This window comes from Paenibacillus sp. ClWae2A, assembly GCF_032452295.1.
Classification (GTDB): Bacteria; Bacillota; Bacilli; order Paenibacillales; family Paenibacillaceae; genus Paenibacillus.
Map to the genome: position 1 here is coordinate 726548 of NZ_JAULSQ010000003.1, position 26022 is coordinate 752569.

Here is a 26022-nt window from a genome sequence, read left to right on the forward strand (position 1 = left end):
CCTTCAGACTTCGTTCGCTCCAGATTGTTGCTTTTGTTCATGTATTTGATGGATCGAACGATCCAACCACAACTCATACCAGTCCAGAAAATGTAGTCGATTCGTATTACCCCAATACTGATCAGGATATATTCCATTTCGGTTAGCCCGGTCATCAACCCAGATTTCTCCGTAGGAAGCTCCTTTAACGATCAGATTCATGGAAATGCCACAACCAAAATCACTGATACGCAGCATGCCTGCTGACCACTTCGGATCAAAATATTCATGTTCCAGCGCTTCCCATTCCTCTTCTTCCTTGCTGTCTTCGAACCAGTCATAGTTCCAGTTCCATGCTTCCGTGAATTGAAAAGGGTCCGAGATCGCATTCAGCTCATCATCATAACCAAGCACAGCGTATACGCCATCATCCGGGTTTTCGAGACCATAATTAGGCCCTGCACCACCCGCTCCCATATGAAGAAGCCATACCTTATAGTCCTCCGGCAACTCAATTCGCCATTTCTGTTCAAATTGCGCAATATCCTTCTGCGTCCACACAGACGCCATTTCATATTCATGGTTTTCTGCGCCAAACAGGTCCAGATCCGGGTCCAAACTTCGGAGCGTAATCAACTTTTCACGCATCCGTTCCAGTTGCACATTGTACATGGCTTCCCTATCTCCCTTCGTTACTCTATTACGTTTGTTCCACGGCGTACCCGCGTTGCTGTAACTCATCCAGTGCGGCTGCCACATCTCGCTCAGGACACAACTGCTTAATCAAGCTGGCGGCGGTCACGGATTTTTCTTCATATACTTCAGCTACGGCTTCCAACGGCAGATCCGGCAAATCATAGTACTCTTTGGCCCAATCAGCGTAATCTTCCGAATTCTTATTCATGTACCCCAGCAAAAATTCTGCGCCACCTCTGGCGTCCGCTTTGTCTTCCTCGGCCATCGCCATCTGAATCCAGTTACCAACCTTCCATGACAAGTCATTCCCTTCCTGCCATAGGCAAAAGGTCACATCCTCCAGATCCAATGTTTCCTCCTGATCTCGCAGAACAGCCATCAACGTCTCCGGCACTTCATCGTACATGCCCGGATAGACTTCTCCATCCTCACGAGCATGCGGGCTCAAGGGTGACTCATGATCAAATCCTTTGATCAACGTGCCCGAATCCGTAAACAATACATGCAGATGATCACCTGCGCCGTTATTGATGCTTCCCCATGCCACACCTGGCTGAAGTTTATCTTCATAATGATGAACGCGTAGCCATTCTTCCTCCGAAAAAATGATATCCAAAGCAGCGAGAATTCTCATTCGTTTACGCAGGGCATCTGCATTCATCATCGTTATCTCGTTCCAATCCTGCATATGAATCCCTCCTGTTCGTATATATACACTAAATTCGGATTAATTCATCCAGCGTGTTATTTCCCTGAATACTTGGTGTCATGACAATGGTGATCCGACTGGCTTCTCTGGAGATGATACACGCATAGTTTCCGGGCTTTAACTGAAACAGAACCCCTTCACACGTCTCATCCGGCTCCAGTTCACCGCCAGTGACATCATCCGCCGCTCCCAGATAGACGTGCCCAGACGGAACTTGCAGATGATACACCTTTTCCCGTTCCGCTGCGTGATCTGGATCTGAATCCTCCTCTACATCCTCCAGGCTCCATTCCACCTCATACACTCCATCCGCACCCAGATTCAGGAACAGACAATGACCTGCATTCACCTCAGCCAGCTCATCCACTGGAATGGACCACCAGTCCGAAGTATCCTGGGCACGATGTTTTAACGCTGCCAGATCATACAGGCACAATGTTGCCGTATCTGTAACCATTTGAAATGTTCCTCTCATATTCACCCGTCCCTTCTGTCTGATCCAGGTCTGACCTCAGAAATATATTCCATCATTATATCAAGCCTGATACATGTGTAAAAGGAACCCATGGACCATCTCTGCTTTCATAACTCTTCATTTCTCGCTCCAAATGGTCGATATAAGCATAACTGACTTTTTTGAACTTGATGGAGGAAGCCAAGCCATGCCAATGAATAATAGAAAAGAACCTTTTCGCTATACATTAAAGGAACCAATCAACTTTGAGATCTATATTCTTAGCATCAACGGGATCAATGCACCACCGAAACCCATTCAGGCTGAGTTATGTGATATCAGTCGGTCCGGCTGTCAGCTATCATTTCCGCTATCCCTTCCTGTCGAAAATAACGATATTCGGATTGGAATGAATATGCTGCTCTTTGAAGACCCTCTATATATGGAAGGCACTCTCCGCTGGGGTCACGAAAAAAATACCTCATGGCACTATGGGGTTCAACTGGAAATGCAGGATGGGAACCAGGACCGTCTCTCCCGAGAGATGCGTATGCTTGCAGGCCAAGGCAAAATTATCGTGAAATAGCCATATAGCCTGATAACAAAGAACAACAAAAAAACAGCCCAATCAAATTGGACTGTCGCAAGATGAAACTCTTTATGCCGCTTTACTAATTGTCGCTGGTTGTTCCATTTTGGACCAGTTCACGGTTTTTTCGAGAACGAGTGAGACCAAAACCCCAATGACGAGACCATTGCTTATGATCGGAATGAGGTACATGGGCAAGGTTTGAAAGGCCTCAGCAGGAATATTCATGACTGCAACTCCCGTGAGGACCGGCAGCGCTACACGATAGATGGTTTTAGAATTAAACGTTGTACCTTCAAGCGTTCTTAGTGCCGTGCCGAACATCTGAAGATAAGCCACAAACAGAACAGCACTGCCAACGCTTGGTGGTATTTGTGCAAAAAATGCTGTCACAGAAGGTGTAAGACCCATCATACATAACAACCCCGCTCCAATAATAAAGGCAGCACGGCGCAGAATGCGAGTACTCTCCAGGAATCCGATCGATGATGCAAATAAACCAAAGGGCAGCACACCTACACAGGCTGACAACATCGTGAACAGACCCGTTAGCGTATAGGAATGCCGATACTGACGGCTTGTTGTTTCTGCCCGGTATAGTTTCTCAACTGTGCTTAATGTGGTGATCGAATTCGTCATATTCACCAGTCCCACGAAAAATGCAGTAATGACAATACCCGGTTCCCATCTGGGTGCTCCCCACGGAAACAGTTCGAGACCTGCCGGGGCCAGATTTGGCTGTCCGCTATGCTGTCCAGGAAACAATAGACTATAAGCGATCCAGCCTGCCACAATCCCAATCAGGATCGCGTAGTTCCCCAGTTTCCCCTTACCCTTCAATTGAATCCATGCCACCAGAAACTGGAATGACAACGGACAATGCGGCAACAGGCAGATCGAAGCGGCCAAACTCCGTATATCCAATCATGCCTTTGAAAAAATTCATGGTTAATTGAATCGTCATTAGAAACAGCATGGCACTCTTTACCATAGGTGTGAACAGTTTTTGCAGCACTTGCGCTGCTCCCAGCCAACCCAGAATCACCATCGTTAGTCCCGCTAACAGAAAACCTGCAGCTAGTCCACCGCCAATACGTTCCAGACTCATACCGGCCGATGAAGCAGATACCGTCAAACTTAGCGTCAATCCCCACCATAATCCTGACGGACCATCCATAATCGCATATCGATGACCGAATACGGCTTGAAGAATACACACTGCTCCGGTAAGTATGAATGCGTGCTGCATGGAGGCAGCGATGGCATCAGGAGAAAGATGAAAATTATGTCCAATGGATAGCGGAACAACAACGGTATTGGTAAACAGGAAGAAAAACCATTGTATACCTGCCAAAATCAGTGAAGATACGTCCTTCATATTCTTTTGTAAAAAATGCTCTTGATGTCTGTTCATTCGTTCGGAATATCCTTTCACTGTTCTATATCATAAATGTATAAGTCGCCTCAGACTTGGGTTAATAGTCGTTCCATCTCGGCATACCGATGCCGGCTCGCATGTGCAAGCGGTGTAATTCCGTCCCGATCCGCGATCTTTGGATCTGCACCATATTGCAAAAGCAAGGCAACAATCTGCTGGTGACGCGGCCCACCATCTCCCAAAATAACCGCTTCCAGCAAGGCTGTCCACCCCAGGTTGTTGATATGGTTCACATCCACATCACTGCGTGTCAGCAGAAGCTCCACGATGTCCACATGGCCCCGATCAGCTGCTGGAATAAGGGCTGTACCGCCGAAACGATTTGTTAACCTCGTATCTGCACCTGCTGTAATCGCCAATTCGACCATGTCATACATCCCCTCAGCACTCGCGTATAACAGCAGGTTGTCCAATCGTGCATCCTGAAGATTAATGTCCGCTCCGGCGTCCACTAGCATCCTTGCCGTGTCTATCTTGTTACCGTGAACCGCAGCCATCAGAGGTGTTCGCCCCAATGCATCCTGTTCATTCAACCGGCTACCCTGTGTGATAAATCGAATGACCTCATCGGTATGGCCCGCTTGAGCAGTATCATGTATTGTTCTAACCACGTTTTTTCATCCCCCAATTCAAGGTCTTTCCGTGCAGTAATATTCATGTGGAAACCAAGCCCTGTTAGTCAGGTATGCAAATCTAATGTATGGTAACATAAGAACGTAGTATATTAAAAATACATGTTTTGTTGGCTTTCCATACTAATTACATATAGATTGCAGGCGAAGGAGAACAAACACTTGGATATCAAACAATGTCGCTATTTCATTGCCATTGCTGAGGAGAAACAGATTACAGCAGCAGCCCGAAGACTTCACATGGCTCAGCCACCCTTAAGTCAGCAGCTTAAGTTAATGGAAGAAGAGCTTGGCGTGATGTTGTTTGAACGCAAAGGGCGTATGATGGAACTAACGCAGGCGGGTCGCAGCTTCTATGATTATGCGGTTACCTTGACCAAATATATGGAGGAAGCTGTAATGGAGATGCAAAGCTTTCGTCACGGCATACGGGGCAAACTCGCCATCGGTATCAATACCATATCGGATCGCCTGATCCCCCAAGCACTACAACAGTTTCGCACCACCCATCCACAAGTCACCTATAAAATTCAACAAAATGAATCTGCGCAATTATGCCGATTGCTGGAAGATGGCAAAGTTGAACTTGCCTGTGTACGCATGCCTGTCCAGACCGAACGTTATGAGGTGCTGCACCTGCCACAGGAGCCCCTTTTCTATATTTCTTCAACACCGCTGGATAGCCCAACGGAGATGACCCCAGGAACGGAGATGGAGACTTATTTCAAGCAGCTTACAGGTATCCCTCTACTGCTTCCAAGTACAGAAGGACTTGGTATGTTCGAGCTAATTTTGGACAAATTCCGTGAGCATCAGGTCACACCCTCCATCATGGGCGAGTGCTCAGACATTAATATGTTGCTGGAGCTGGTCCGACTCGGCTTCGCCAGTTCCATCGTGCCTCACACGGTACTGCAGCTATACCAAGAGCACCCTTTCCACGTATATCGCATTCAGGATCAACATTCCACGGTTGGCTCGGCGCTGGTCTGGCTGCAGAACCGTTATCTCTCCAAGCCTGCACAACACTTTGTGCAATTGGTACAGGGTATGCTTCCTGTGGTGTAAAAGGCTATAACCAAAAAAAACAGCAGCTTTACCGGATTACATCCATTCCGGTAAAGCTGCTGTTTCATTCTTATAGTTAAGCTTTAGCTGTAAACAACAAGTCTTTTTCCTTGATCGTCGTGCGACCAGCAGACACAATGGACTCATACTGATGCATGTTTGTAATAATGACTGGTGTAATCGTTGTATAACCGGCTTTTTCGATCTGTTCCCGGTCAAACTCCATCAGTACATCACCTACGGCAACCTTCGCACCCGCTTGAACTTTAGGAGAGAAGAATTGACCTTTCAGCTTCACGGTATCAATCCCGATATGAATCAGCATCTCTGCGCCTGTATCACTTACCAGACCAATGGCATGTCCACTCTTCGATAACGAGAACACGGTTCCGTTGATCGGAGATACGACGCGACCTTCAGATGGTTGAATCGCGAATCCTTTACCCATAATCTCTTCAGAGAACGCAGGGTCTGGCACTTCGCTCAGCGGTTTAACTTCACCTGTGATCGGGCTGAATACTTGCTCATCTTGTGCTTTTGCTTCTTCAGTTACAGCTGCAGAAGTTGTTGCTGCTGGTGTTGCAGGCTCAGCTACTGGTGCTGCTACTGGCTCTGCTACAGTTTCTTCTTGGAAGCCCAAGATATACGTAATGATTGCTGCTGCTACGATGGCAATCAAACCACCAACCAAAGCATAAATCAATGTGCTAATTGCTGGACTGACAAATGCCGCAATACTCGGCAGACCCGCAAGTCCTGTAATAACATACGATTTAACATTGAAGATCCCCATGAACGCACCTGCGATAGCTCCACCGATAAGAGCTGCGATAAATGGTTTTTTGAACTTCATGTTGATACCATACATCGCTGGTTCCGTAATTCCCATAATAGCCGTAAGACCTGTGGAATAGGCAAGGGATTTGGTTTTGCTATTTCTCGATCTGAGACCTACACCAAATGCTGCACCACCTTGTGCCAAGTTAGCTGCAAACATCAGTGGAATGATAAAGTCGTAACCCAGTGTTGTCATTGAACCAACAACGATTGGCAGCAACGCATAGTGCATACCTGTAATGATCAGCAGTGACATCGTACCACCAATCAGAATACTTGCGAAGATGGACATATTGTCGAACAACCATGAAATACCACCAGACAAACCATTACCAAGAACCGTACCCAGTGGTCCAACAGTCATCAACGTCAGTGGAACCATAATTAACAGGGTAACTGTTGGAACAATGAGTAACTTAAGTGAAGCATGTACAACACGATCAACGGCTTTCTCTACATATGAAGCAATCCAAACTGCCAGAACAATCGGAATAACTGTAGAAGAATACGTTGCCGCTATGACTGTAATCCCCATAAATGATGAGTTATGACCATCGGCCAGTAATGCTGTAATGGTCGGGTGCATAATCCCTGCTGCAAGCGCTGCGGCAATATACATATTGCTACCCAGTTTACGTGCAGCACTGATTGCCAGAATGATCGGCAGGAAGTAGAACGCACCGTCACCAATCGCAGACAAGATGATATAAGTTGAGCTTGTATCGGACAACCATCCCACTGCGACAAGGATGGCCACGATCCCTTTGATCATACCAGCACCCGTAATCGCAGGCAGAATTGGTGTAAACATACCTGAGATGAAGTCGAACAACGCACTTATTGGATTTCTCTTTTTCTTTTCTCCAGTTGAAGCACCTGATGATGCATTATCTGCGGTTGGTGATTTGGACATGTTGCCAACGAGTGCATTATACACGATAGGCACATCGTTACCGATGATAACCTGGAACTGTCCACCGTTCTCCATCACGCCCATAACGCCTGGTGTATTTTTTAGCGTCGCTTTGTCCGCTTTTTGGTTGTCATTCAGGTTAAATCTGAGTCTTGTCATACAGTGTGTGACTTGATCGATATTATCTTCGCCACCAACAAGCTTCAAAATATCCTTGGACAATTGTTGTTTATCCATTGTGTTTTGCTCCTTTTATGTGTAATGAAGGTTAAAAAAAAACCTAAACACTGAATAATGACAAAGCAGAAAAGCTTATCATTATTCAACGTTTAGGTTTTGCCTTTTTAGCAGTAACAATCCCAACTTTATTCAATTGTTTGTTCATTTCTGACAATTCGTTCAATATGAATGGTCAGATACAGTATTTCTTCCTTAGACAATACCCGATTATAGATCTTACGCGTATAGTCACTGATCCTTACTGCACATGCATGTGCTTCCGGATACTGCTTGCTCACCAAGTCATGAAGCGGATTATCCACTTCTTTATCTTCAATCGCCGTTCCTTGCAACACACGTTGGGCAAAGAACTTCAGATGAGTTAAAAATCGATAATAACTCAATGAATCTTCATCAAGTTCAATCACAAAGCTACGTCTTACGATGTTAAGTATGTCCTTAACGATGTTCGTAATACTGATCGTTTCCCTCATCTCACCGTTCATCTGGGCATTAACCAGATGCATTGCAATGAATGCGCATTCGTCTTCGGGAAGCAGGACACCTAATGTTTCCTCAATAATCTGTAGCGCCTTGAGTCCAATGGCATATTCCTTCCGGTACATGCGCTTGATCTCCCAGAACAATGCGTTACGGATCTGCAATCCTTGACGATGTCGATCAATGGCAAAATGAATATGATCCGTCAGTGAAATGTAGATGCTCTCATGCAGCTTCTCACCTAACACCGTCTCGGCATAACGGATAATCTCATCCGAGCACTCGACATATTCAACCGGGATATCAGACAGAAGTGTTTTAAGTTTCTGTGATACTTCCTTACTTTCAAGCGAGAATATTTTTTCGACGAGACTCTCGTCAATCGATTCACCAGTATGCTTTTTGAAGGCAATTCCACGTCCCATAACGACCAGTTCGTTTCCTCCCGGATCAATTACGGTAACTACGTTGTTGTTCAGCACCTTCTCAATTTTCATTTCTTCACATCACCTTGCACCGTCAAAGTAGTAAAAGGCAAAACCAAAGCAGGTCACGAAATATGCCCCGCTTCTGGTTTTGCCTGATTGAACAGTAACAATCCAGTATTCATTAGCCTTAGGCCCATCTTACCATATAATTATCCATATGACAATGTTTTTGTGAAAGCGGTTAATGTGCGTTAATGTGACAGATGAAGGTGCTTGTACAACTATGCTTGCAGAACTAGTGTTTACTCGTTGTTGTTCTTAAGACTTGCGCCATTTGTACTAATAACTTCCTTGTACCAATGGAATGATTTTTTCTTGTAACGATCCAATGTTCCTGAACCGTCATTGTTGCGGTCTACATAGATGAAACCATAACGTTTCTTCATCTCTGCTGTTGAAGCACTTACCAGGTCAATACAGCCCCATGACGTATAACCCATCACTTCTACGCCATCCTCAAGAGCTTCGCCCACCTGTACCAGATGGTCATTCAAGTATTGAATACGGTAATCATCGTTCACCGTTTTATTGCCATTTTCGTCGGTAATCAGCTCATCGACTGCACCCAGACCATTTTCGACAATAAACAATGGTTTTTGATAACGGTCCCAGTATTTGTTCAGGGTTACGCGCAGTCCTTGCGGATCAATCTGCCAGCCCCACTCACTCGCTTTCAGATAAGGGTTTTGCACACCTGCGAACAGGTTTCCTTTTCCTTCGATACGTTTCTCGGGATCACCTGTCTCACAGATACTTACATAATAACTGAATGAGATAAAGTCTACGGTATGCTTCAGAATTTCAGCATCGCCGTCTTCAAACTTGATATTGATATTATTCGCTTTGAAATAACGATTAATGTATTTCGGATAATAACCACGTGCATGGATATCAGCAAAGATATCATTGCGCTGTTCCGCATGCATCGCTGCGACCACATCATCCGGGTTCGGAGTCAACGGATACGTAGGCATGCTCAGTACCATACAGCCGATTTTGGCTTCAGGCATAATTTCATGACCCAGTTTCACAGCTAACGCACTGGCTACCAATTCATGATGGATCGCTTGGTACAGATCCTGTTTGGACAGTTCTGCTTTTGGCGTATAGATGCCGCCGCTCATGAATGGCTCCTCCAGGATGGAGTTAATCTCATTGAATGTCAGCCAATATTTTACTTTGCCTTTGAAACGGTTAAACAGCACTGTTACATAACGCTCGTAGAACTCGATCATTTTACGGTTAACCCAGCCATCATACGTTTTGGACAAATGCAGCGGTGTCTCATAGTGAGAGATCGTTACGAGTGGTTCAATGCCATATTTGTGGCACTCATCGAACAGGTCATCGTAGAATTGCAGACCTTTCTCGTTTGGCTCCAATTCATCGCCTTTAGGGAAGATACGGGACCAAGCGATGGATGTACGGAATACTTTGAAGCCCATTTCAGCAAACAATTTAACATCCTCTTTGTAACGGTTGTAGAAATCGATACCGATCAGTTTCAGGTTATCTTCTGTAGGTGCTTCCGTTCTTGGCGTTGTAATCCCGTGTGGCATTACATCTTGAACAGACAGGCCTTTGCCATCTGTATTATAAGCTCCTTCAAGTTGGTTGGCTGCTACAGCGCCGCCCCATAGGAAGTCTTTCGGAAATGGTGTAGTCATATCAATCATTCCTCTCTAATTAACGGTATTTTCATTCTTTGTTTAAAAGCATTACTCTATCCTTTGCCGACAGCAAAAAGCGGACAATCTCCAACTAAAAGGGCAGTCAGGAACATTAGGTTCCTTGAATACCAACTTTCGTGTTAGGTTTTGCCCGCTTCTAATGCGGTAACAATCCTGGAAATGAGAGAACTACAGTTGCTCACCATTGCTGGAGATTACGTTTTTGTACCAGTCGAATGAATCCTTTTTGGAACGTTTGAGTGTACCGTTACCTTCATCATCCAGATCCACGTAGATGAAACCATAACGTTTGGACATTTCAGAAGTGGACATGCTCACAAGGTCAATCGGGCCCCATGCTGTGAATCCAATCAGATCCACACCGTCTTTGATCGCTTCTTTCATTTGTTCAATGTGTTTTTTCAGGTAATCCACACGATAGGAGTCATGGATCGAACCGTCTTCTTCAACACGGTCATATGCACCCAGACCATTTTCTACGATGAACAATGGTTTCTGGTAACGATCCCAGAAGTTGTTCAGGGTTACACGCAGACCGATCGGATCGATCTCCCAGCCCCAGTCGGATGCTTCCAGATAAGGGTTTTTCACGCCGCCAGTCAGGTTACCCGATGTTTCTTCCTTGTCTGCGGATGCAGATTTGGTTACGGACATGTAGTAGCTGAAGGAGATGAAATCAACGGTATTGTTCAGCAAGATCTCATCATCGCCTGCTTCTTTTTGGATCACGATGTCATTCTCTTCAAAATAACGAGCCATGTAGTTCGGGTACTTACCACGAGCATGCATGTCCGTGAAGAAGAGGTTGATCTGATTCTCGTGTTGAGCCAGACGAACATCTACCGGATTACATGTTGCTGCATAGGTTTCCATACGAGCAAGCATACAACCCACTTGGGAACCTGGGATAATTTCGTGTGCAAGCTTCGTTACCAATGCACTTGCTACAAATTGATGATGCAGCGCTTGATATGTTGTTTGCAGCTTGTTGTCCACTTTATCGATCAGAATGCCGCCGCCAGTGTACGGGCTGAACAGCATGACGTTAATTTCATTAAACGTCAGCCAGTATTTCACTTTATTTTTATAACGGTTGAACACCGTTTCTGCATATCGAACATAGTGCTGGATTACTTCACGGCCAGCCCAACCGTTATATTTTTGCGTCAAGCCAAGCGGTGTCTCATAGTGAGACAATGTAACGAGCGGCTCGATGCCATATTTCAACAATTCGTCGAATACTTCATCATAGAATTTCAAACCAGCTTCATTTGGCTCTTGATCATAACCGTTCGGGAAAATACGTGCCCAGTGAATGGACAAACGGAATACTTTAAAGCCCATTTCAGCAAACAATGCAATATCTTCTCTAAAGTGATGGTAGAAATCGATACCAAAACGTTTCGGGAAACGTTCTTCGATTTTGCCGGAGAGGATCTCTTCAATTCGGGAAGAGGAAATTTCCATGGCATGTCCGCCTGTACGCTTCTCTTTGGGAACATGAGCGATCATGTCCGCTGTAGAGAGGCCTTTGCCGTCCTTATCGAATGCACCCTCCAATTGATTGGCAGCTGTAGCGCCGCCCCATAGGAAGTTTTCGGGGAATCCTTTTTTTGCCGTGGTCATGAACAACAACCTCTTTTCGAAATTTATTTTGGTTTTTCCAGGTGAGACATTGTGTAATTTAGAGCAGAAAACAAGAAAAACCTAAACTCAAGGTAAAATAGCACCAAAAAAAGGGGCCTTCATTTCACCATCAGTTTAGGTTTTGCCTGTCTTCACAGTTACAATCCATCAAAAGATGTTATTGCATATTCTGTTGTATTTGCTCTTGTAATGTAAGCGTAACATATCTATTTTGCAAAATCAACTTCACTGGATCATAGGATCGTTCGCACATACACTCCATAAGAAAAATTAACGCGGCATACGCATAATGGCTGCCCTTAATGCCTGCGCTCCTTCCTCCGTTTCCAGGTAAGCGGCGGGACTTTGGTCCCCTAAAGCCGGGATATCTTTCGCCATCCATTCAAAAGCGCATTCCCCCATTTTAAATAGATACCTTTCATACTCATGTAATTTCACTCCCCATATCGCCATTTGTAACCCTGTGGTCCTATTTCACACAATTCATCCTTAAGCCGCTTGAATCCGTTTCTGTAACAGGTAGACTTAATTTCAAATGTTTTTCGGGGGAAAGAACAGTCAAGGAGGATTCAATAATGACTCATGAAGATAACACATCCGGTTGGGATGCGATTGACAAAGCCGTCGGAGAACTATATGGAGAACAGGAGCCGAAGCATTATGGCACATCCATTCCTTATATGCTCGGAGGTCCCGATCCACTCGATGGCATTAGCGTTTATGCGGTGAACACACCTATGCCTCACTGGCACTTTGTCACATATGGTTTCTCTGAATTATATGAAAAAGAGATGCAGGATGCATCCAAGAGCGGGTATGGTTTTGAACTCACATTTCGTCTTACACGCAGTGAAGAGGAGACTGATCCGCCAGCCTGGGCGCTGAATCTGCTACAGAATGTAGGACGTTACGTGTTCACTAGCGGAAATATCTTTCAGCCAGGAGATTACATGGACGCCAATGGCCCCATCTGTCTGGAGTCCGATACTTTGCTAACCGCTCTCTCGTTTATTGAAGACTCGGATCTACCCGCGATCTCCACGCCTAATGGTTCAGTGCAATTTATTCAGATGGTTGGCATTACAGGTCGGGAACTGGAAATGATTCAAAGCTGGAATGCTCGTGGCTTCCTGTCTGCCTCCGCCATGTTCATGCCCAAATATGTGACGGATCTGATGAGAAATTCGTACGCAGATATTCCTTCGGTTATACAAGCGGTTGAGCATGGGATGGAACAAGACGGGTCCAGCACAGCGTTTTTATTCATACAACAACTGGCTTGGGAGTCTCCTCGCAAAAGATTGCTGCAAAAATCGGTTCCGGCCAAACTCCAGCTTGGAGCCAAACAAGCCGTATTAGTTGGCACCATCCTTCGTAGCCGAATTTTGAAAGGCGCCTCTCTATCCTTGATCGGACCTGATACTAGTATTCTGTTCGAAGCAGGAGAACATCCAGCCGTATTGGAGTCGGACAGACAAGTTACCCTGACGGTGAACAAACAAATTGTTGAGGAGCTGGCAGAGAACCTGCGCCCGGTTGAAGGAACATTCGAGATAACTTCATTGGATCATATTCTCGTTCAGATTGTTAGAACAGAAATCAAGGATCAGGAAGGACACGTCATTCAAACGATTGGATGAGAACTGTGCAGCAAGGAGGAAACAAGATGCCTGCCATTACATTTGCCACACGACACGAAGAGTCCCCGACCTGCTCGCATGCAGCAGGAACGGCTCCGTTTGATTATTTACCGAAATCCAGTCTGGATAGGCTTCGTAAAATCAATCATTTCCTGATTCATGCATTCCAGAACAGCATCTCGGTTATCCAAGAGAATTTAACGGGCACTTATCTTTTTCTACTCGCAGATACCAACGGTGTGCTCCTCTCCATGAATTACAGTTCAGATCTTAAAGCTGTAGTAGAACATTCCCCCATTCGTCCGGGCATGTTCTTCACTGCACAGAGCTGTGGAGTTAACGCCATATCTGTAACGATGAACAGCAACGAGCCTGTAGTGCTGCTGCCCGAGCAGCATGAAAGTCCTTATTTTCAAAGCTGGCATTGTTACGCCGCACCTCTGTTCATGGGATCGCAACATGTAGGTTATCTGGATGTGTCCACCATTAATGCAGATATGCAAGGTGAACTGATTGCCATTGCCAAGCTAATTCCAGCTTACATGCAGAACTGTTATCAGAGTCAACAGACTGCTGAACTGTGCGACAAACCAACGGTAGAGTTCACCGAGCGTCAGTTAACCATTCTGGAGATGATAGCCGGAGGCCTCACGGTAAAAGCCATTGCTTTGAAATTAAAGATCAAGGAATACACCGTGAATCATCACAAAAAAGTGATTTTTAACAAATTAGGTGTGCAATCCAGCACAGAAGCTGTTTCAATTGCCAGCCGAATGTCTTATGTATAGAAGACCCCTATAGATTCCTATAGGTAGTATATGAGAACGTTTGTGCTACAATTTAGGAAGTAGGCAACATGTAGAGAGAAAAACAAACACACACATTTCAGGAGGGTAATATGACAATTCCAAAAAAAGCTTCTTTATTCGCCATGCTCATTATGATTATGCTGGTTGCCGCCGCTTGCGGTGACAAAGCAGATAACACAGCCGCAACAGAAGAGTCTACCCCGACAGAAACAACAACTGGAACTGATTCTGATACAGCCAATACAGAAGAAACAGAGAACACAGAACCAGCAAGCGAAGAGTCCAAAGAAACTGATAATTCCCAAGACGTTGAGCTGGGGACTACGGAAAAAGGTTCTTACACCAATGACTATTTCGGCGTATCTCTGAAATTCCCGGAAGCATGGGAGTTCCAGGATGCTGCAGGCATGAATGAGCTGACAAGTGCTTCATCCGAAGCGATTGCTGGTGATGATGAAACGAAGAAAAAACAAATTGAACTGTCTCAGACCAAAACATTGAATCTGCTTATGGCTTCAAAGTACCCATTGGACGGCGGTCAAGTTGGCCCTTCCGCTATGGCCATTGCTGAGAAAGTAAGCTTGTTGCAAGGCATTCGTACAGGTAAAGACTACCTCGAAGCAACCAAAAAATTCATGGTGGATAGCCAGTTCCCTTACGATTATAAGGAAATGACAACGGAAACCATCGGTGGTAAAGAGATGGATCTGATGCAAATCACGATGGATGCAGGTGACGGTTCAACAATAACTCAAGATTACTATAGTACAATTATTGAAGGATATGCTTTCAACTTCATCTTCACTTACATGGATGATAAGACCAAAGCCGAGATTGATACCATCAAGAAATCGGTTCAATTCAAATAATCGTTTTCGATTACTGCCATTATATGAAGAACATATAACTCAACCCCGATAACGATCTGTGGAGATCATCGTCGGGGTTCTTTTGTCGTTGAAAAAGACTATATATTGACACTAGCCAGATATGGCAACCCAATGTCCATCCGTCACTTCTACCCACTTGGAATGTTCGAGATTATAACGGTCCTCTACTTCAACATTTTCTCTTGTTGTTTCTTTCATAACATGTCTCTTTTTCTTCGCTTCTACCGCAGGATCAGGCACAGGAATAGCAGATAGCAAAGCCTTGGTGTAGGCATGTTGCGGGTTGGAATAAAGTTCTTCACTCTCGGCCAGCTCTACAATTTTCCCGTTATACATGACAGCCACTCGGTCACTGATATGTTTGACCATGGACAAGTCATGCGCGATGAAAAGATACGTCAATCCGAGTCGCTGCTGCAACTCTTCAAGCAATTGTACGATCTGAGCCTGTATCGACACATCCAGTGCAGATAACGGCTCATCACATACGATGAATTCAGGTTCCACAGCCAGGGCTCGTGCAATACCGATCCGTTGTCTCTGTCCACCCGAGAATTCATGTGGATAACGCTGCGCATGGGTGGGATCAAGACCTACCATCTCCAGTAATTCCTCCACCCGCTTCTCCCGCTGAGCGGCATTACCTGCAAGCTGATGGATATCAAGCGCTTCTCCAATGATATCCATAATCCTCATTTTGGGATTCAGAGATGCATAGGGGTCTTGGAAGATGATCTGCATATGTCTGCGCATCGTTTTCATCTCCGAGGCTGACAGACGATTAAGCGGAACTCCCTTAAACAGGACATCTCCACCTGTTGGCTCATGCAACCGCAGAATCGCACGCCCCGTGGTTGATTTTCCGCTGCCGGATTCCCCTACAACGCCGAGTGTCTCTCCTTGACGAATATGAAAACTGATATCATTAACAGCCTTTAAGGTGTTACCTTTGCCCAGATTAAAATGTTGTCTGAGTGATTTCACCTCAAGCAACGGCTGATCATCCTCCAGATCTCTCGGGACCATTGATACCGGTTTCGGCTTTTTCTTCTGATCCAGACGTGGTAATGCATTCAGAAGTCTAATCGTATACGGGTGTTTGGGATTAGCAAAAATCTCTGTTGTTGTCCCGGTTTCCACAATCTGTCCTTCTTTCATAACAACAACCCGATCACACATGCCTGCTACCACACCCAAATCATGTGTGATCAGGATAATTGATGTGCCCAGTTGGTCCTGCATATCTTTCATCAAATTAAGAATCTGTGCCTGAATCGTAACGTCCAGTGCGGTTGTCGGCTCATCGGCAATGAGCAATTCAGGACGACAAGCAAGTGCAATACCAATCATGACCCGCTGACGCATGCCTCCGGAGAATTCGTGTGGATATTGGTTGTAGCGTATTTCACTACGAGTTATCCCCACCCGCTCCATCATGGCAATCGCCTGTTTCTTGGCTTCCCTTTTGGACACCTTCTGGTGTTTGATCAGACTTTCGGAGATCTGTTTACCCACTTTAATAGTCGGATTAAGAGAACTCATCGGGTCCTGAAAGATCATACCAATATCACGCCCACGAATGCTCTCCATCTCTTTCTGCGTTTTATTCGCCAGATCGACCCCTTTGAACAGAATCTCTCCCTTTTTCATCTGTGAAGGCGGCGATGCAAGCAATCTCATAATAGAACGTGCAGTTACACTTTTTCCGCTGCCCGATTCTCCTACAATGCCCAGTGTCTCGCCTTTGCGCACTTCAAAACTCACTTCTCGCACTGCCTGAAACTCACTCTCTCCTGAGTGAAAAGAGACAGATAGATCATTAACTTTCAGTAAAGGTTCCATGTCATCACCAGCTCTCATCCGTTTTTCACATTCACTCATCTCATATGTATACCATTTAATTCCTTGACAATTGTTTAGACCCTAAATAATATATACTATATCAATCGGAATAATGCAATTTAAACCTGAATGAAAGGAGGCACGCTTGGTTTGAATCTTGCAGAAAGCAGCAGACTCTCGCGGTTGGTGCACAATTTAAGCTTTATCTATGGCAAAATGCTGCTTCATACTTCCTACCGATATGTTCTGTTCATTCTTGGATTACCGATCAATCTGGTCGTGTTTCTAATATGGCGTTCGAATCGAAAAAATGACGGCTGGGTAGCTGCCAGGCAGACGGCTGAGCAAGAACTGCTCGCTTCTTCCTATCGGAACAAGCTGAAGTTGGAAGTCGAAGAACAGCTGCGTCGCAAACATCTTTTTTTCCAGCAGCAGGTCAGTGAGGGAGAATTCAAGCGTCAGACCGAGGAATGGTTGGAAGAAACGGTTCAGAAAGAGTTGAAGGAGCGGACTTCTCGCATACTTCAGGAACAGGGAAGTCAACGTCTTACGATGGCCGATACATTCCACACCCTTATCGACAAACCGTGGTTTTTCACGATATCGATTATTCCTGGCTGTCTGATGTATGGCATCCTCTTTTTGTATGGAAATCCTTATCTAAAGTACATATTTGAAAGAATACTGATGACGGTATTTGTCATTCTGGGCGTAGCCACACTCGTATTTACGATTTTGTATCTGTCTCCGTTCAACCCGGCAGCTAACATTCTCGGAGAGACAGCAACGCAGGAACAGATTGCAGCATTCAATCAGGTGTATGGCTTGGATCAGCCTTATCTTACACAGCTCTGGAACAATATTAAGGGAGTTGCTCTCTTCGACCTTGGCAAATCTTTTGCAGGAAATGAAGACGTCACAGCAACGATTGCAAGAAAGTTTCCAATTACATTGACGCTGGCAGTCATCTCCCTGCTGCTAGCACTCGTCATTGCATTACCCATCGGTATTATCTCAGCGATTAAGCCTAATTCATGGTTCGATTATACGTTTATGTTCATCGCTCTGATTGGATTATCGATCCCAAATTTCTGGCAAGGACTTATTTTCATTCTGAACTTTTCGATCAAATTGCAGTGGCTTCCCGCCACCTTCAACCCGCAGAACTGGCTGTCGATCATTATGCCAACCATTGTGCTGGGCACGGGACTTACGGCTGCGGTGGCACGGATGACCCGGTCTTCTACACTGGAAGTCATTCATGAGGATTATGTCATGACCGCCCGCGCCAAGGGGTTAAGCGAACGTCAGGTCATGCTGAAACACGCTGTACGTAATGCATTGATTCCAATTGTAACGGTGGTTGGACTTCAATTCGGAGCCATGCTTGGCGGGGCAGCAGTGACGGAGAAAGTGTTTAATATCAGCGGTCTCGGCAGCTACATTGTGGATAAGCAATTTATCCCCGATATTCCGAGTATCATGGGCGGAGTAATCTACACGGCCATTACGATCTCCATTATCAATGTAGCGGTTGATCTGCTCTACGCTTTTATTGATCCAAGAGTGCGCTCCAAGATGAAACAATATTAAAGGTGTGTTGAACTACCTCTTAAAGCAGGTGTATTATGACAAACTCGTCCTTAACACAAGAAATGCGTTTCCGGCTTAAGTCTTCTCGAGAATACAGTCAGGCGAGCTTCGCCTGGATCACGTCCCTTCTCTTGACTGCCTTGTTGCTGTTCAACAGTTATGACTGGAGCGGACAGACATTCAAACCATTTCTGCTAACGATACTTGGGATCTATGTATTCTTCACACTGGTCCAAAGTGTCATCACCCTTCGGATTCGAAAAGACTTGATCCGTACGGGTACGATCTCTACTTTGACCCGCAGGTTAGCCTGGGTTCAGCTACTTGCCATCATTTCAGGCAATATATTTATCGTAACGGCAGCCTTTCATCTGATTCGAAAATCTAGGAATGTGGAGTATACCTTTGCGGTGTATATGCTATTAACCCAGCTGTTCGTCATCGGTGTATCCGCATTAAATGTTTTCAAACCCTATGTGGCTGACAACTTTCTTCCGGCTATGGCGGTACTGATATTTATTCTGGTCATCGACCTGGTCGTACTGCTTATCGTGTCCCGATATAACGCGACCTCTATCCTCCCTCGCTGGATGATCGGTGTCAGTGTAATACTGATTCTGACCTCGATCACTGGTAATGTATTTGCACTATTGCTCGGCATTTCCATCATTGGACGCATTCGCAGACAGGGGAAACAAAAATCAAACTTCTGGAACGATCTGTGGGAGCGCCTTGCTCCGAATATGACTGCCATGTCCGGTTTGTTTTTTATCATTTTTCTGTTCTCGATATCGATCTGCAGCTTTTTTACCTTTGACTACAGCATGGCTGTGGAAAATAACTACTCGGCTCTGCTTCAACCGCCTTCCCTTGCGTATCCCTTGGGAACGGATGACTTCGGACGATGTTTATTTTCCCGGATTGTATTTGGTGCCCGGATCTCCTTAATCGTAGGTTGCATGTCGACCATCATTCCTGTATTGATCGGTGGAGTCCTCGGAGCATTCTCCGGCTTCTACGGAAGGCATACGGATAACATCATCATGCGGCTGCTCGATATTCTCTATGCCATTCCGGGAATTCTGCTCGCCATTGCCATTATTGCGGCGTTTGGAGCCAATACGGTCAATCTCATTCTGGCGCTGAGTCTGGGTTCGATTCCAACTTACGCCCGTACCATGAGAGCCAGTGTGCTCTATGTATCTACTTTTGAATTTGTGGAAGCTGCACGTGCACTGGGGTACAACAATCGTACGATTATTTTCAAACACATTATTCCCAACTCCCTTGCGCCCATGATTATCAAATCCACACTCACGATTGGTGGAGCCGTTATTGCTACCAGCAGTTTGAGTTATCTGGGACTCGGCGTGGAGCCGCATATTCCGGAATGGGGTAACATTCTGAAGCTCGGCAGTACATACCTGGAAACCCACTCTTATCTGGCGATTTATCCAGGCTTGGCTATTATTCTGCTGGTTCTTTCGTTTAACTTTCTCGGTGACGGCCTGCGTGATGCGCTTGATCCCAAGCTGGAGAAGGCCTAAACGAGTTGTTGAAATGAATGATATAGAAAAAAGAAATCACACATCACACATTCAATATATGGAGGGTAATCCCATGAAAAAACGTATACTGATCTCATTGCTATTAATTCTCGTCATTGTGATTTCCGGCTGCAGCGTAAAAACGAAAACCGAATCCCAGGCGGAGACCGCACCAGCGGACGCAACAGAAACTGCACAAAAACCGGCAGACATTGAACTGCTCGCCATGAGTTCTTCCGAAAATGATGTAAACATTGTGCGCGACCAGCTGACCAAAAACGGCTTCAATGTGAAGTTGAACCTGCAGCCGGATTACGGTAGCTTCAAATCCCAGCAAGATGCAGGTAATTATGACATTGCCTTGTCCAGCTGGACAACGGTAACGGGAAATCCCGATTATGCGGTACGTTCTCTTTTCAAAACAGGTGGAGATTACAGCATCCTTGCAGATGCGGAACTTGATAAACTCATCGATCAGGCAGCTACTCAAACTCCAGATGAGTACAAAGACACGTACAAACAATTAGAAGATCGCTTGGTAACGGATCAGGCGTATATCGCTCCTCTGTACATTTCCCTGAAAAGTCAGGCTGTGAACAAAGACATTCTGAATGTCGACACCGTTCGTCTCTCCAAATCCCGCGCCATGGCTTGGGAACCGATTGAGTTCAAGGACAGCTCCAAAAATGCCAAAGATCCGTTGATTCTGACGCAAAGTGCATCCGTACTGACTTCCCTTGATCCAATCAAAGGAAACGACGGTTCCATTAACCAGTTGAACACGAATATGTATGTACGTCTCGTTAACCTGACAGATGACGATCAGCTGACAGCAGAAGGATCACTGTCCCATAATTTCAGTATTGCTGAAGGTAATTCAGACTACTACTTCATTCTTAGAGACGATATCAACTTTGCGAAGATTGATAACAAAAAAGCTGTAGATACTGGAGAACGTGTCGGTGCAGATGATGTGATCTTCTCCCTGGATCGTGCTAAAAATAAAGATTCCGTTCCGGATCACCGGACGTACAGTTTGCATGAACACATCAAAGAAGCTGAGGTTGTAACGGATCTGAGTGCATTGCAATCCATTAAACAATCCAGCGGCAACGGCACAATCCTCGAAGCATTGGAACAAGGATTGGACAGCAAAATTACAGAACTCGTGACGGACAAAACCAAAGCAGATAATAGCGCAGGTAAATATCAGGTCGTTAAACTGACAACAACTGAACCTTTCCCGCAAGTACTGAACTATTTGGCTCACCAATCTGCGGGTATCGTGTCCAAAAAACAGGTGGAGAGCATCAACACATATGATGTAGCTTCCTTTGACGTCAACAAAGATATTCCTTACGGTGATCAGAACACGGTGACTGAAGGCGCAGCATACAATAACACCCTTTACACTAGCGGACCTTATATTTTGTCTTATAAAAATGACTATGAAGGTGTATTCTTAAAAAATCCGGCTTACCGTAAAGGCACGGAATATGAGCCGAAAATTGCTCAGGTTAACGTCCGGTTCATCGCGGATGCAGACAGCGCCCTCTCTGCTCTTCGCAGCAGTGAAATTCACTTATACTACGGTGTACCTGAAACCAAGTATGACATCATCGAAAATGACAGCAAACTGAAACTGCAAAGTCTTCCAAGTAACGCTGTCTCCTATCTGTTGTTTAATACGGCCAATCGTGAAGTCGCCAAGAGCAGTGACCTGAGAAAAGCCGTGCTGTACTCCATTAATCAGGATGAGATTTTGAGTTTCTACAAGAACAACAAACTCAAAGCATATTCCACAGTAAGCCCGCTCGTTCAGACCGGGAATGAATTGAAAGCTGATCCTGCAAAAGTAAAAGAATTCTTGAGTAACTATAACGCCTCCAAGTAAACGTACAACAACAAAAGGCTGTCACCGGATCATCTACAGATCCTGGTGACAGCCTTTTTTATTCTTCCAGCACACGGCAATCTGCCAGAACATCGGGGTAGTTTCGCATGCTGTCCGCATCAGTAATTTTGCGAATAACTCTGCACGGTACGCCTGCTGCAAAAGAATGCGGTGGAATATCACGAGTCACCACGCTACCTGCTCCGATCACACAGCCGTCTCCAATCGTTACGCCCCCGCATACTGTAACGTTTGCCGAGATCCATACATCGTTACCAATCGTGACCGGTTTGGCATAACATAGCGACTTCACATCACCATTCTGGTCCATCATCTGTCTCCGCTCGCTGGCAATCATGGGATGAATGGGGGTAACAATCGTAACGTTGGGTCCAAAACTGGTATAGTCCCCGATCGTCACTTGCGCGTCGTCTTGTATCGTCAGATTGTAATTACCGAAGAAGTGATCGCCTATCCGGGTATGCATACCATAATGAAAAAAGATGGGGCCTTGCATGAATCCACCTTCACCGACCTGCCCCAGTAGCTGTTGCAATATCTGATTCCTTTCCTCCGTCTGTTCTTCAAAGGTCTGACTGTAACGCTGACTGAGATTATGGGCCCGCCTTTTGATGATCTTTAATTCGGGATCACTTGGACTAAACAACACGCCCTTCATAATTCTCTCTTCTTCACGCATCATGAATCCTCCTCTACAAGAGTTAGCATATAAAATAAAAGCCACAGACATGACCTTTGGGTTATAAGGCTTCTGATAGAATGCCTGACTTCAACGCCTGAAGCACCATTCCTCGTAACCCAGCATCAAAATCATGTTGGAACGAGTCCTGATGTACAATCTCGGGCAACGACGGCATGGGGTGATCCTTCCCGTACTGTTTCCACGCCAAATCCAGCTCTTCTCTCTCCACCCGTTCCTGATAAATGACAATCTGGTGCGGGGCAACGACGGCATTAATCGTTTGAAGGATGTGACATACGTTCACTACAAAATCATCTTTGCTCATGTCACGGTGCCAATCAGGCGAATAAGGAAGATACTTGATCTCACCAAACATCCCGTTTTTCCCGCGGATCATCTGTCCATTCAACATCATGCCCATACCCGGCGGGTATCGGTTCGGAAAATAAATTCCTGCTACACTCTGTTCCTTCATATCCGCATGCTGTGTACAGTATCCGCTAATCGCTGCATTAACATCATTCTCCACGAGAACGTTCAGTTGGAACTCGCTCTCGATCTCCCGTATCAGATGTGAGTGGATAAGCTCTTCATGACTGCTCACCGTGATGTCCCCATCTACGGCTTGCCCCGGAATACCGATGCCGATCATATCAATGGCGGGGTACTCCGTAACGAAACGCGCGATAAGTTGCAGCACATGCTGTTTATCAAAAGCAGGCAAGATGCTCTCTTCCTTCAGCACAACCTTATTCTCCAGATTCATGACCGCTGCCGAAATCAACTCCTGGCCTTTCATCTCTTTGATGTAAAGAACCAAAGCAAGCTTGAAGTTATAATTATATCGATATGCCTGAGCAGGACGACCGCCGTTAGAGGGAACCACTTTATCCTGGAACAACTCTCCGCCATCACATAACTCCTGGATCAGCGCATTAATGGTAACAACACTAAGATTGGTGAGTGAAGCTAATTGCGGTTTGGTCGCCGTTTCAATCTGCTGCATGACTTCACGCACATTATTCAAATTGATGTATTTCATCATTGTAGCGTTGGCTTTTTTCATAACCCTCTCGTTTCTACTCTGGTTCAATTGAGCCAAAGCAATGGTATGGATGTCATTTCACTCCATATCATATCATAATGACTTACTCGAACGCATGAGTTCCACTATGCTGGCAATGGTTCGAAATCGTCAGAGCCACTTTGTTCACTCAAACAAATCATCCATCGATTTCACAGGTTTCACTTCCATCGGCTGATTTGACAAGGCCATACTTGCATAGGTACCAGCCCAAATTATAACTGCCATAATAACGTATACCATCCATACTTACCTCCCTGTTTCATACGGATTATGATTTTGCGATACTTATCACATGTGATTATTTCTCTATTAATAAATACACTTTATAAAGTATATTACGTAAGTATGCGAGGATAATAGTTCTTTGTCAATATGATTTAGATTTATCCGAGCCCTTTTCAGTCCAAGGAACATGTGGACAACATGACTACAACAACACGTATCATCTCGTTTCCCATAATAAATAGCTGCCATCAGAATCATTCAGAGATTCCGTTGGCAGCTATTTATTCAACATGCGAGCAGTTTATTTCGAATAGATACGCTGTACCCCGGGCAATAAGGTCACAACTTGAATACCCACTCCCCATGCAAAATAGACCAAGTGAATGATAGAGACATCCTGAATCCAGTACACCTGCGCCATAATCCAGATGATGAGAGCAAACCCCGTATACAACGAAAAAGTCCAAGCCCAATAGCGGTCAGGATAGAGATTCAGTCTCTCACCCAGCCCCCAATGAACGTAGCGGATGAGCGAAATAGCAATCATTGTAGGCATCACGCCAAGAACCAGCAATAGAATGATCCCCGGGAACAAAAAACTGGAAAACGGAGAATTCTCCAACAAAGATGCGGGCAAATTCACCATACTTCCGGATGGGTCGAGGATTAAAATGCCCCCTCCAACGATCGCCCCAATCCCCAGCATTCCATGCATCAACATGAGTAACCACGATCTGCGTATACGCTGCTTCATCATGAATTTCTCCTTCCGGTCTCTCGTTTCTCAACCTCATACAGTCATTCATAGGCGGATTATTATCAAACCCTCTAGTACCATTCTCACACATGCCGCGTATTGTTCCTGTGCTTCTTTTCACGATATTGATCTCGAAAATCATTCGTAATGGAAAAACTTGATAAAAGAACGTACGTTCGGTATAATGGGATTATCCTGAATAAGCGAGAGGCAGATATGGACGACAAATTTATTAAGGAATTACGCGAGATTAGTCGGGATGACAGACGAAGATCGGAATTTATGATTCAAGGTTTGAAGGAAACACTGCAAGAACGCAAAGAAGAAGGCATACTCAAGCGCTGGATACGGCGTAAGAAAACAGAGAAAAAAATCTCTCAAAGATTTAATCAAGATCCACACTCGGATCAAAAGTAACATCATAAAAAGGAGGCGGAATACGCCTCCCTTGCTATTTACATATTTGAATCATTTAGATTAGTTAGTTGTGGCTTAACCCATAAGTTTGCCAAAACACACATTTATTTTTCCAATAGGTCAAATCCCAGCTGGACTTGGTTCCTGATAAGCTTACTTACCTGACTTTCTTATAAAGGGAGTGAAAATATGACAAATACTTCGGGCTCAATATCAAAAAAGAAGATGATAATTCTGGTGACAGGAATGTCGGGTACAGGTAAATCAACGGTTCTGGGCGAACTTGCTCATAGGGGGTATAGAGTTATCGACACCGATTATGATGGTTGGAGCGAGAATGTGGATGGTTCTGGGTGGTTATGGCACGAGAATCGAATTGATGAGCTGCTCACTGAACATAGTGAAGGTACTTTATTCATTTCGGGTTGTGTATCAAATCAGGGGAAGTTTTACCCGATGTTTGATGCAGTAGTATTGTTAAGCGCCCCCCTCGAAATAATCCTTGAACGTATAGCTTCCCGTAAGACGAATGATTATGGAAAAACTGTCGAACAACGTGAAGAAATTATACAAAACGTCGCTAGTGTTGAGCCTCTCTTACGTGCTGGAGCTACTGTTGAGATCGATACCAGGAAGCCGCTTGATGAAGTTGTAAACGAGCTTGAGCTCATTGCCAACTCCACTAGCTGATCACTTCTTCGCACTGTACAAAACCGCCCAGTTCGACCAATCTAATTACCTTGTTAAATAAAGCATC

The 26022-nt window shown here is 45.1% G+C and carries 25 protein-coding genes; 10 read left to right on the forward strand and 15 right to left on the reverse strand.

Annotated features, from left to right (window positions below; translation table 11 throughout):
* Positions 1-3 precede the first annotated feature (3 nt).
* The 3 genes from QVE09_RS14460 to QVE09_RS14470 are packed head-to-tail and all read right to left on the reverse strand — an operon-like array spanning position 4 to position 1859.
* Positions 4-720, reverse strand: a complete 717-nt coding sequence (locus QVE09_RS14460; protein WP_315937320.1) for an SMI1/KNR4 family protein — start codon at positions 718-720, stop codon at positions 4-6.
* The gene (locus QVE09_RS14465) at positions 680-1363 is read right to left on the reverse strand and encodes a hypothetical protein (RefSeq protein ID WP_315937321.1); all 684 of its coding nucleotides are present in this window, start codon (positions 1361-1363) and stop codon (positions 680-682) included. Before QVE09_RS14465 ends, QVE09_RS14460 begins: the two co-directional genes overlap by 41 nt.
* Positions 1364-1391: 28 nt before the next feature.
* Entirely contained in the window at positions 1392-1859 is a 468-nt protein-coding gene (locus QVE09_RS14470; RefSeq protein ID WP_315937322.1) for a DUF6386 family protein, read from the reverse strand.
* 187 nt (positions 1860-2046) lie between these two features.
* On the opposite strand from QVE09_RS14470, the gene QVE09_RS14475 reads away from it, so the two are divergent.
* Positions 2047-2424 carry a PilZ domain-containing protein gene (locus QVE09_RS14475; protein ID WP_315937323.1) on the forward strand — a complete coding sequence of 126 codons (378 nt, stop codon included), beginning with the start codon at positions 2047-2049 and terminating at the stop codon, positions 2422-2424.
* Positions 2425-2496: 72 nt separating this feature from the next.
* Here QVE09_RS14475 and QVE09_RS14480 read toward each other — a convergent pair whose 3' ends face one another.
* Genes QVE09_RS14480 through QVE09_RS14490 form a run of 3 tightly spaced genes read right to left on the reverse strand, consistent with a single transcriptional unit; the run spans position 2497 to position 4476 of the window.
* Entirely contained in the window at positions 2497-3267 is a 771-nt protein-coding gene (locus QVE09_RS14480; RefSeq protein WP_315937324.1) for a purine/pyrimidine permease, read from the reverse strand.
* Positions 3257-3841: a purine/pyrimidine permease gene (locus QVE09_RS14485; protein WP_315937325.1), complete on the reverse strand. Its 585-nt coding sequence runs from the start codon at positions 3839-3841 to the stop codon at positions 3257-3259. Before QVE09_RS14485 ends, QVE09_RS14480 begins: the two co-directional genes overlap by 11 nt.
* A gap of 50 nt (positions 3842-3891) precedes the next feature.
* Positions 3892-4476 (reverse strand): ankyrin repeat domain-containing protein, encoded by a 585-nt coding sequence (locus QVE09_RS14490; protein ID WP_315937326.1) that lies wholly within the window; start codon positions 4474-4476, stop codon positions 3892-3894.
* A gap of 183 nt (positions 4477-4659) precedes the next feature.
* On the opposite strand from QVE09_RS14490, the gene QVE09_RS14495 reads away from it, so the two are divergent.
* The gene (locus QVE09_RS14495) at positions 4660-5565 is read left to right on the forward strand and encodes a LysR family transcriptional regulator (RefSeq protein ID WP_315937327.1); all 906 of its coding nucleotides are present in this window, start codon (positions 4660-4662) and stop codon (positions 5563-5565) included.
* A gap of 76 nt (positions 5566-5641) precedes the next feature.
* On the opposite strand, the gene QVE09_RS14500 is transcribed toward QVE09_RS14495, so the two are convergent.
* From QVE09_RS14500 to QVE09_RS31540, 5 genes are all read right to left on the reverse strand, one after another.
* Positions 5642-7552 (reverse strand): beta-glucoside-specific PTS transporter subunit IIABC, encoded by a 1911-nt coding sequence (locus QVE09_RS14500; RefSeq protein ID WP_315937328.1) that lies wholly within the window; start codon positions 7550-7552, stop codon positions 5642-5644.
* Between the two features lie 128 nt (positions 7553-7680).
* The gene (licT, locus tag QVE09_RS14505) at positions 7681-8532 is read right to left on the reverse strand and encodes a BglG family transcription antiterminator LicT (RefSeq protein ID WP_036617363.1); all 852 of its coding nucleotides are present in this window, start codon (positions 8530-8532) and stop codon (positions 7681-7683) included.
* Positions 8533-8765: 233 nt separating this feature from the next.
* The gene (locus tag QVE09_RS14510) at positions 8766-10190 is read right to left on the reverse strand and encodes a glycoside hydrolase family 1 protein (protein WP_091028057.1); all 1425 of its coding nucleotides are present in this window, start codon (positions 10188-10190) and stop codon (positions 8766-8768) included.
* Positions 10191-10382: 192 nt separating this feature from the next.
* Positions 10383-11840 carry a glycoside hydrolase family 1 protein gene (locus QVE09_RS14515; RefSeq protein WP_074096040.1) on the reverse strand — a complete coding sequence of 486 codons (1458 nt, stop codon included), beginning with the start codon at positions 11838-11840 and terminating at the stop codon, positions 10383-10385.
* Positions 11841-12131: 291 nt separating this feature from the next.
* Positions 12132-12314 carry an antitoxin Xre/MbcA/ParS toxin-binding domain-containing protein gene (locus QVE09_RS31540; RefSeq protein WP_397387040.1) on the reverse strand — a complete coding sequence of 61 codons (183 nt, stop codon included), beginning with the start codon at positions 12312-12314 and terminating at the stop codon, positions 12132-12134.
* 122 nt (positions 12315-12436) lie between these two features.
* Between QVE09_RS31540 and QVE09_RS14520 the strand changes: the two genes are divergently transcribed.
* The 3 genes from QVE09_RS14520 to QVE09_RS14530 all read left to right on the forward strand — a co-directional run bounded on the left by QVE09_RS14520 (position 12437) and on the right by QVE09_RS14530 (position 15179).
* On the forward strand, positions 12437-13501 hold the full coding sequence (locus QVE09_RS14520) for a suppressor of fused domain protein (RefSeq protein ID WP_315937329.1): 1065 nt from the start codon (positions 12437-12439) through the stop codon (positions 13499-13501).
* 26 nt (positions 13502-13527) lie between these two features.
* On the forward strand, positions 13528-14289 hold the full coding sequence (locus QVE09_RS14525) for a LuxR C-terminal-related transcriptional regulator (RefSeq protein ID WP_315937330.1): 762 nt from the start codon (positions 13528-13530) through the stop codon (positions 14287-14289).
* Positions 14290-14399: 110 nt separating this feature from the next.
* Positions 14400-15179, forward strand: a complete 780-nt coding sequence (locus tag QVE09_RS14530) for a hypothetical protein (protein WP_315937331.1) — start codon at positions 14400-14402, stop codon at positions 15177-15179.
* Between the two features lie 111 nt (positions 15180-15290).
* Here the strand turns inward: QVE09_RS14530 and QVE09_RS14535 are convergent, their stop codons facing one another.
* Positions 15291-17042, reverse strand: coding sequence for an ABC transporter ATP-binding protein (locus QVE09_RS14535; protein ID WP_315937332.1), 1752 nt, complete (start codon positions 17040-17042; stop codon positions 15291-15293).
* 150 nt (positions 17043-17192) lie between these two features.
* Here QVE09_RS14535 and QVE09_RS14540 point away from each other — a divergent pair, with 150 nt between their 5' ends.
* The 3 genes from QVE09_RS14540 to QVE09_RS14550 all read left to right on the forward strand — a co-directional run bounded on the left by QVE09_RS14540 (position 17193) and on the right by QVE09_RS14550 (position 22076).
* Positions 17193-18635 carry an ABC transporter permease gene (locus tag QVE09_RS14540; RefSeq protein WP_315937333.1) on the forward strand — a complete coding sequence of 481 codons (1443 nt, stop codon included), beginning with the start codon at positions 17193-17195 and terminating at the stop codon, positions 18633-18635.
* A 35-nt stretch (positions 18636-18670) separates the two neighbouring features.
* A complete protein-coding gene (locus tag QVE09_RS14545) occupies positions 18671-20182 on the forward strand; it encodes an ABC transporter permease (protein WP_315937334.1) in 1512 nt (503 codons plus the stop codon).
* A gap of 73 nt (positions 20183-20255) precedes the next feature.
* Positions 20256-22076 (forward strand): ABC transporter substrate-binding protein, encoded by a 1821-nt coding sequence (locus tag QVE09_RS14550; protein ID WP_315937335.1) that lies wholly within the window; start codon positions 20256-20258, stop codon positions 22074-22076.
* Positions 22077-22134: 58 nt separating this feature from the next.
* On the opposite strand, the gene QVE09_RS14555 is transcribed toward QVE09_RS14550, so the two are convergent.
* From QVE09_RS14555 to QVE09_RS14565, 3 genes are all read right to left on the reverse strand, one after another.
* Positions 22135-22779, reverse strand: a complete 645-nt coding sequence (locus QVE09_RS14555) for a sugar O-acetyltransferase (protein ID WP_315937336.1) — start codon at positions 22777-22779, stop codon at positions 22135-22137.
* A gap of 58 nt (positions 22780-22837) precedes the next feature.
* Positions 22838-23845, reverse strand: a complete 1008-nt coding sequence (locus QVE09_RS14560) for an ROK family protein (protein ID WP_315937337.1) — start codon at positions 23843-23845, stop codon at positions 22838-22840.
* Positions 23846-24392: 547 nt separating this feature from the next.
* Positions 24393-24848 (reverse strand): hypothetical protein, encoded by a 456-nt coding sequence (locus tag QVE09_RS14565; protein WP_315937338.1) that lies wholly within the window; start codon positions 24846-24848, stop codon positions 24393-24395.
* 216 nt (positions 24849-25064) lie between these two features.
* On the opposite strand from QVE09_RS14565, the gene QVE09_RS14570 reads away from it, so the two are divergent.
* Together QVE09_RS14570 and QVE09_RS14575 are read left to right on the forward strand one after the other, a co-directional pair.
* Complete coding sequence (locus QVE09_RS14570; RefSeq protein WP_026080945.1) at positions 25065-25265, forward strand: hypothetical protein; 201 nt, start codon at positions 25065-25067, stop codon at positions 25263-25265.
* A gap of 189 nt (positions 25266-25454) precedes the next feature.
* Complete coding sequence (locus QVE09_RS14575) at positions 25455-25955, forward strand: AAA family ATPase (RefSeq protein WP_315937339.1); 501 nt, start codon at positions 25455-25457, stop codon at positions 25953-25955.
* Positions 25956-26022: the final 67 nt, after the last annotated feature.

What these genes read in the sequence shown, in the direction of transcription:
- QVE09_RS14460 (WP_315937320.1), bottom strand. Translation starts at nt 720, where the DNA reads ATGAGTTACAGCAACGCGGGTACGCCGTGGAACAAACGTAATAGAGTA.
- QVE09_RS14465 (WP_315937321.1), bottom strand. Translation starts at nt 1,363, where the DNA reads ATGCAGGATTGGAACGAGATAACGATGATGAATGCAGATGCCCTGCGT.
- QVE09_RS14470 (WP_315937322.1), bottom strand. Translation starts at nt 1,859, where the DNA reads ATGAGAGGAACATTTCAAATGGTTACAGATACGGCAACATTGTGCCTG.
- QVE09_RS14475 (WP_315937323.1), top strand. Translation starts at nt 2,047, where the DNA reads ATGCCAATGAATAATAGAAAAGAACCTTTTCGCTATACATTAAAGGAA.
- QVE09_RS14485 (WP_315937325.1), bottom strand. Translation starts at nt 3,841, where the DNA reads ATGAACAGACATCAAGAGCATTTTTTACAAAAGAATATGAAGGACGTA.
- QVE09_RS14500 (WP_315937328.1), bottom strand. Translation starts at nt 7,552, where the DNA reads ATGGATAAACAACAATTGTCCAAGGATATTTTGAAGCTTGTTGGTGGC.
- licT (WP_036617363.1), bottom strand. Translation starts at nt 8,532, where the DNA reads ATGAAAATTGAGAAGGTGCTGAACAACAACGTAGTTACCGTAATTGAT.
- QVE09_RS14510 (WP_091028057.1), bottom strand. Translation starts at nt 10,190, where the DNA reads ATGACTACACCATTTCCGAAAGACTTCCTATGGGGCGGCGCTGTAGCA.
- QVE09_RS14515 (WP_074096040.1), bottom strand. Translation starts at nt 11,840, where the DNA reads ATGACCACGGCAAAAAAAGGATTCCCCGAAAACTTCCTATGGGGCGGC.
- QVE09_RS31540 (WP_397387040.1), bottom strand. Translation starts at nt 12,314, where the DNA reads ATGGCGATATGGGGAGTGAAATTACATGAGTATGAAAGGTATCTATTT.
- QVE09_RS14520 (WP_315937329.1), top strand. Translation starts at nt 12,437, where the DNA reads ATGACTCATGAAGATAACACATCCGGTTGGGATGCGATTGACAAAGCC.
- QVE09_RS14525 (WP_315937330.1), top strand. Translation starts at nt 13,528, where the DNA reads ATGCCTGCCATTACATTTGCCACACGACACGAAGAGTCCCCGACCTGC.
- QVE09_RS14530 (WP_315937331.1), top strand. Translation starts at nt 14,400, where the DNA reads ATGACAATTCCAAAAAAAGCTTCTTTATTCGCCATGCTCATTATGATT.
- QVE09_RS14535 (WP_315937332.1), bottom strand. Translation starts at nt 17,042, where the DNA reads ATGGAACCTTTACTGAAAGTTAATGATCTATCTGTCTCTTTTCACTCA.
- QVE09_RS14545 (WP_315937334.1), top strand. Translation starts at nt 18,671, where the DNA reads ATGACAAACTCGTCCTTAACACAAGAAATGCGTTTCCGGCTTAAGTCT.
- QVE09_RS14550 (WP_315937335.1), top strand. Translation starts at nt 20,256, where the DNA reads ATGAAAAAACGTATACTGATCTCATTGCTATTAATTCTCGTCATTGTG.
- QVE09_RS14555 (WP_315937336.1), bottom strand. Translation starts at nt 22,779, where the DNA reads ATGATGCGTGAAGAAGAGAGAATTATGAAGGGCGTGTTGTTTAGTCCA.
- QVE09_RS14560 (WP_315937337.1), bottom strand. Translation starts at nt 23,845, where the DNA reads ATGAAAAAAGCCAACGCTACAATGATGAAATACATCAATTTGAATAAT.
- QVE09_RS14565 (WP_315937338.1), bottom strand. Translation starts at nt 24,848, where the DNA reads ATGATGAAGCAGCGTATACGCAGATCGTGGTTACTCATGTTGATGCAT.
- QVE09_RS14570 (WP_026080945.1), top strand. Translation starts at nt 25,065, where the DNA reads ATGGACGACAAATTTATTAAGGAATTACGCGAGATTAGTCGGGATGAC.
- QVE09_RS14575 (WP_315937339.1), top strand. Translation starts at nt 25,455, where the DNA reads ATGACAAATACTTCGGGCTCAATATCAAAAAAGAAGATGATAATTCTG.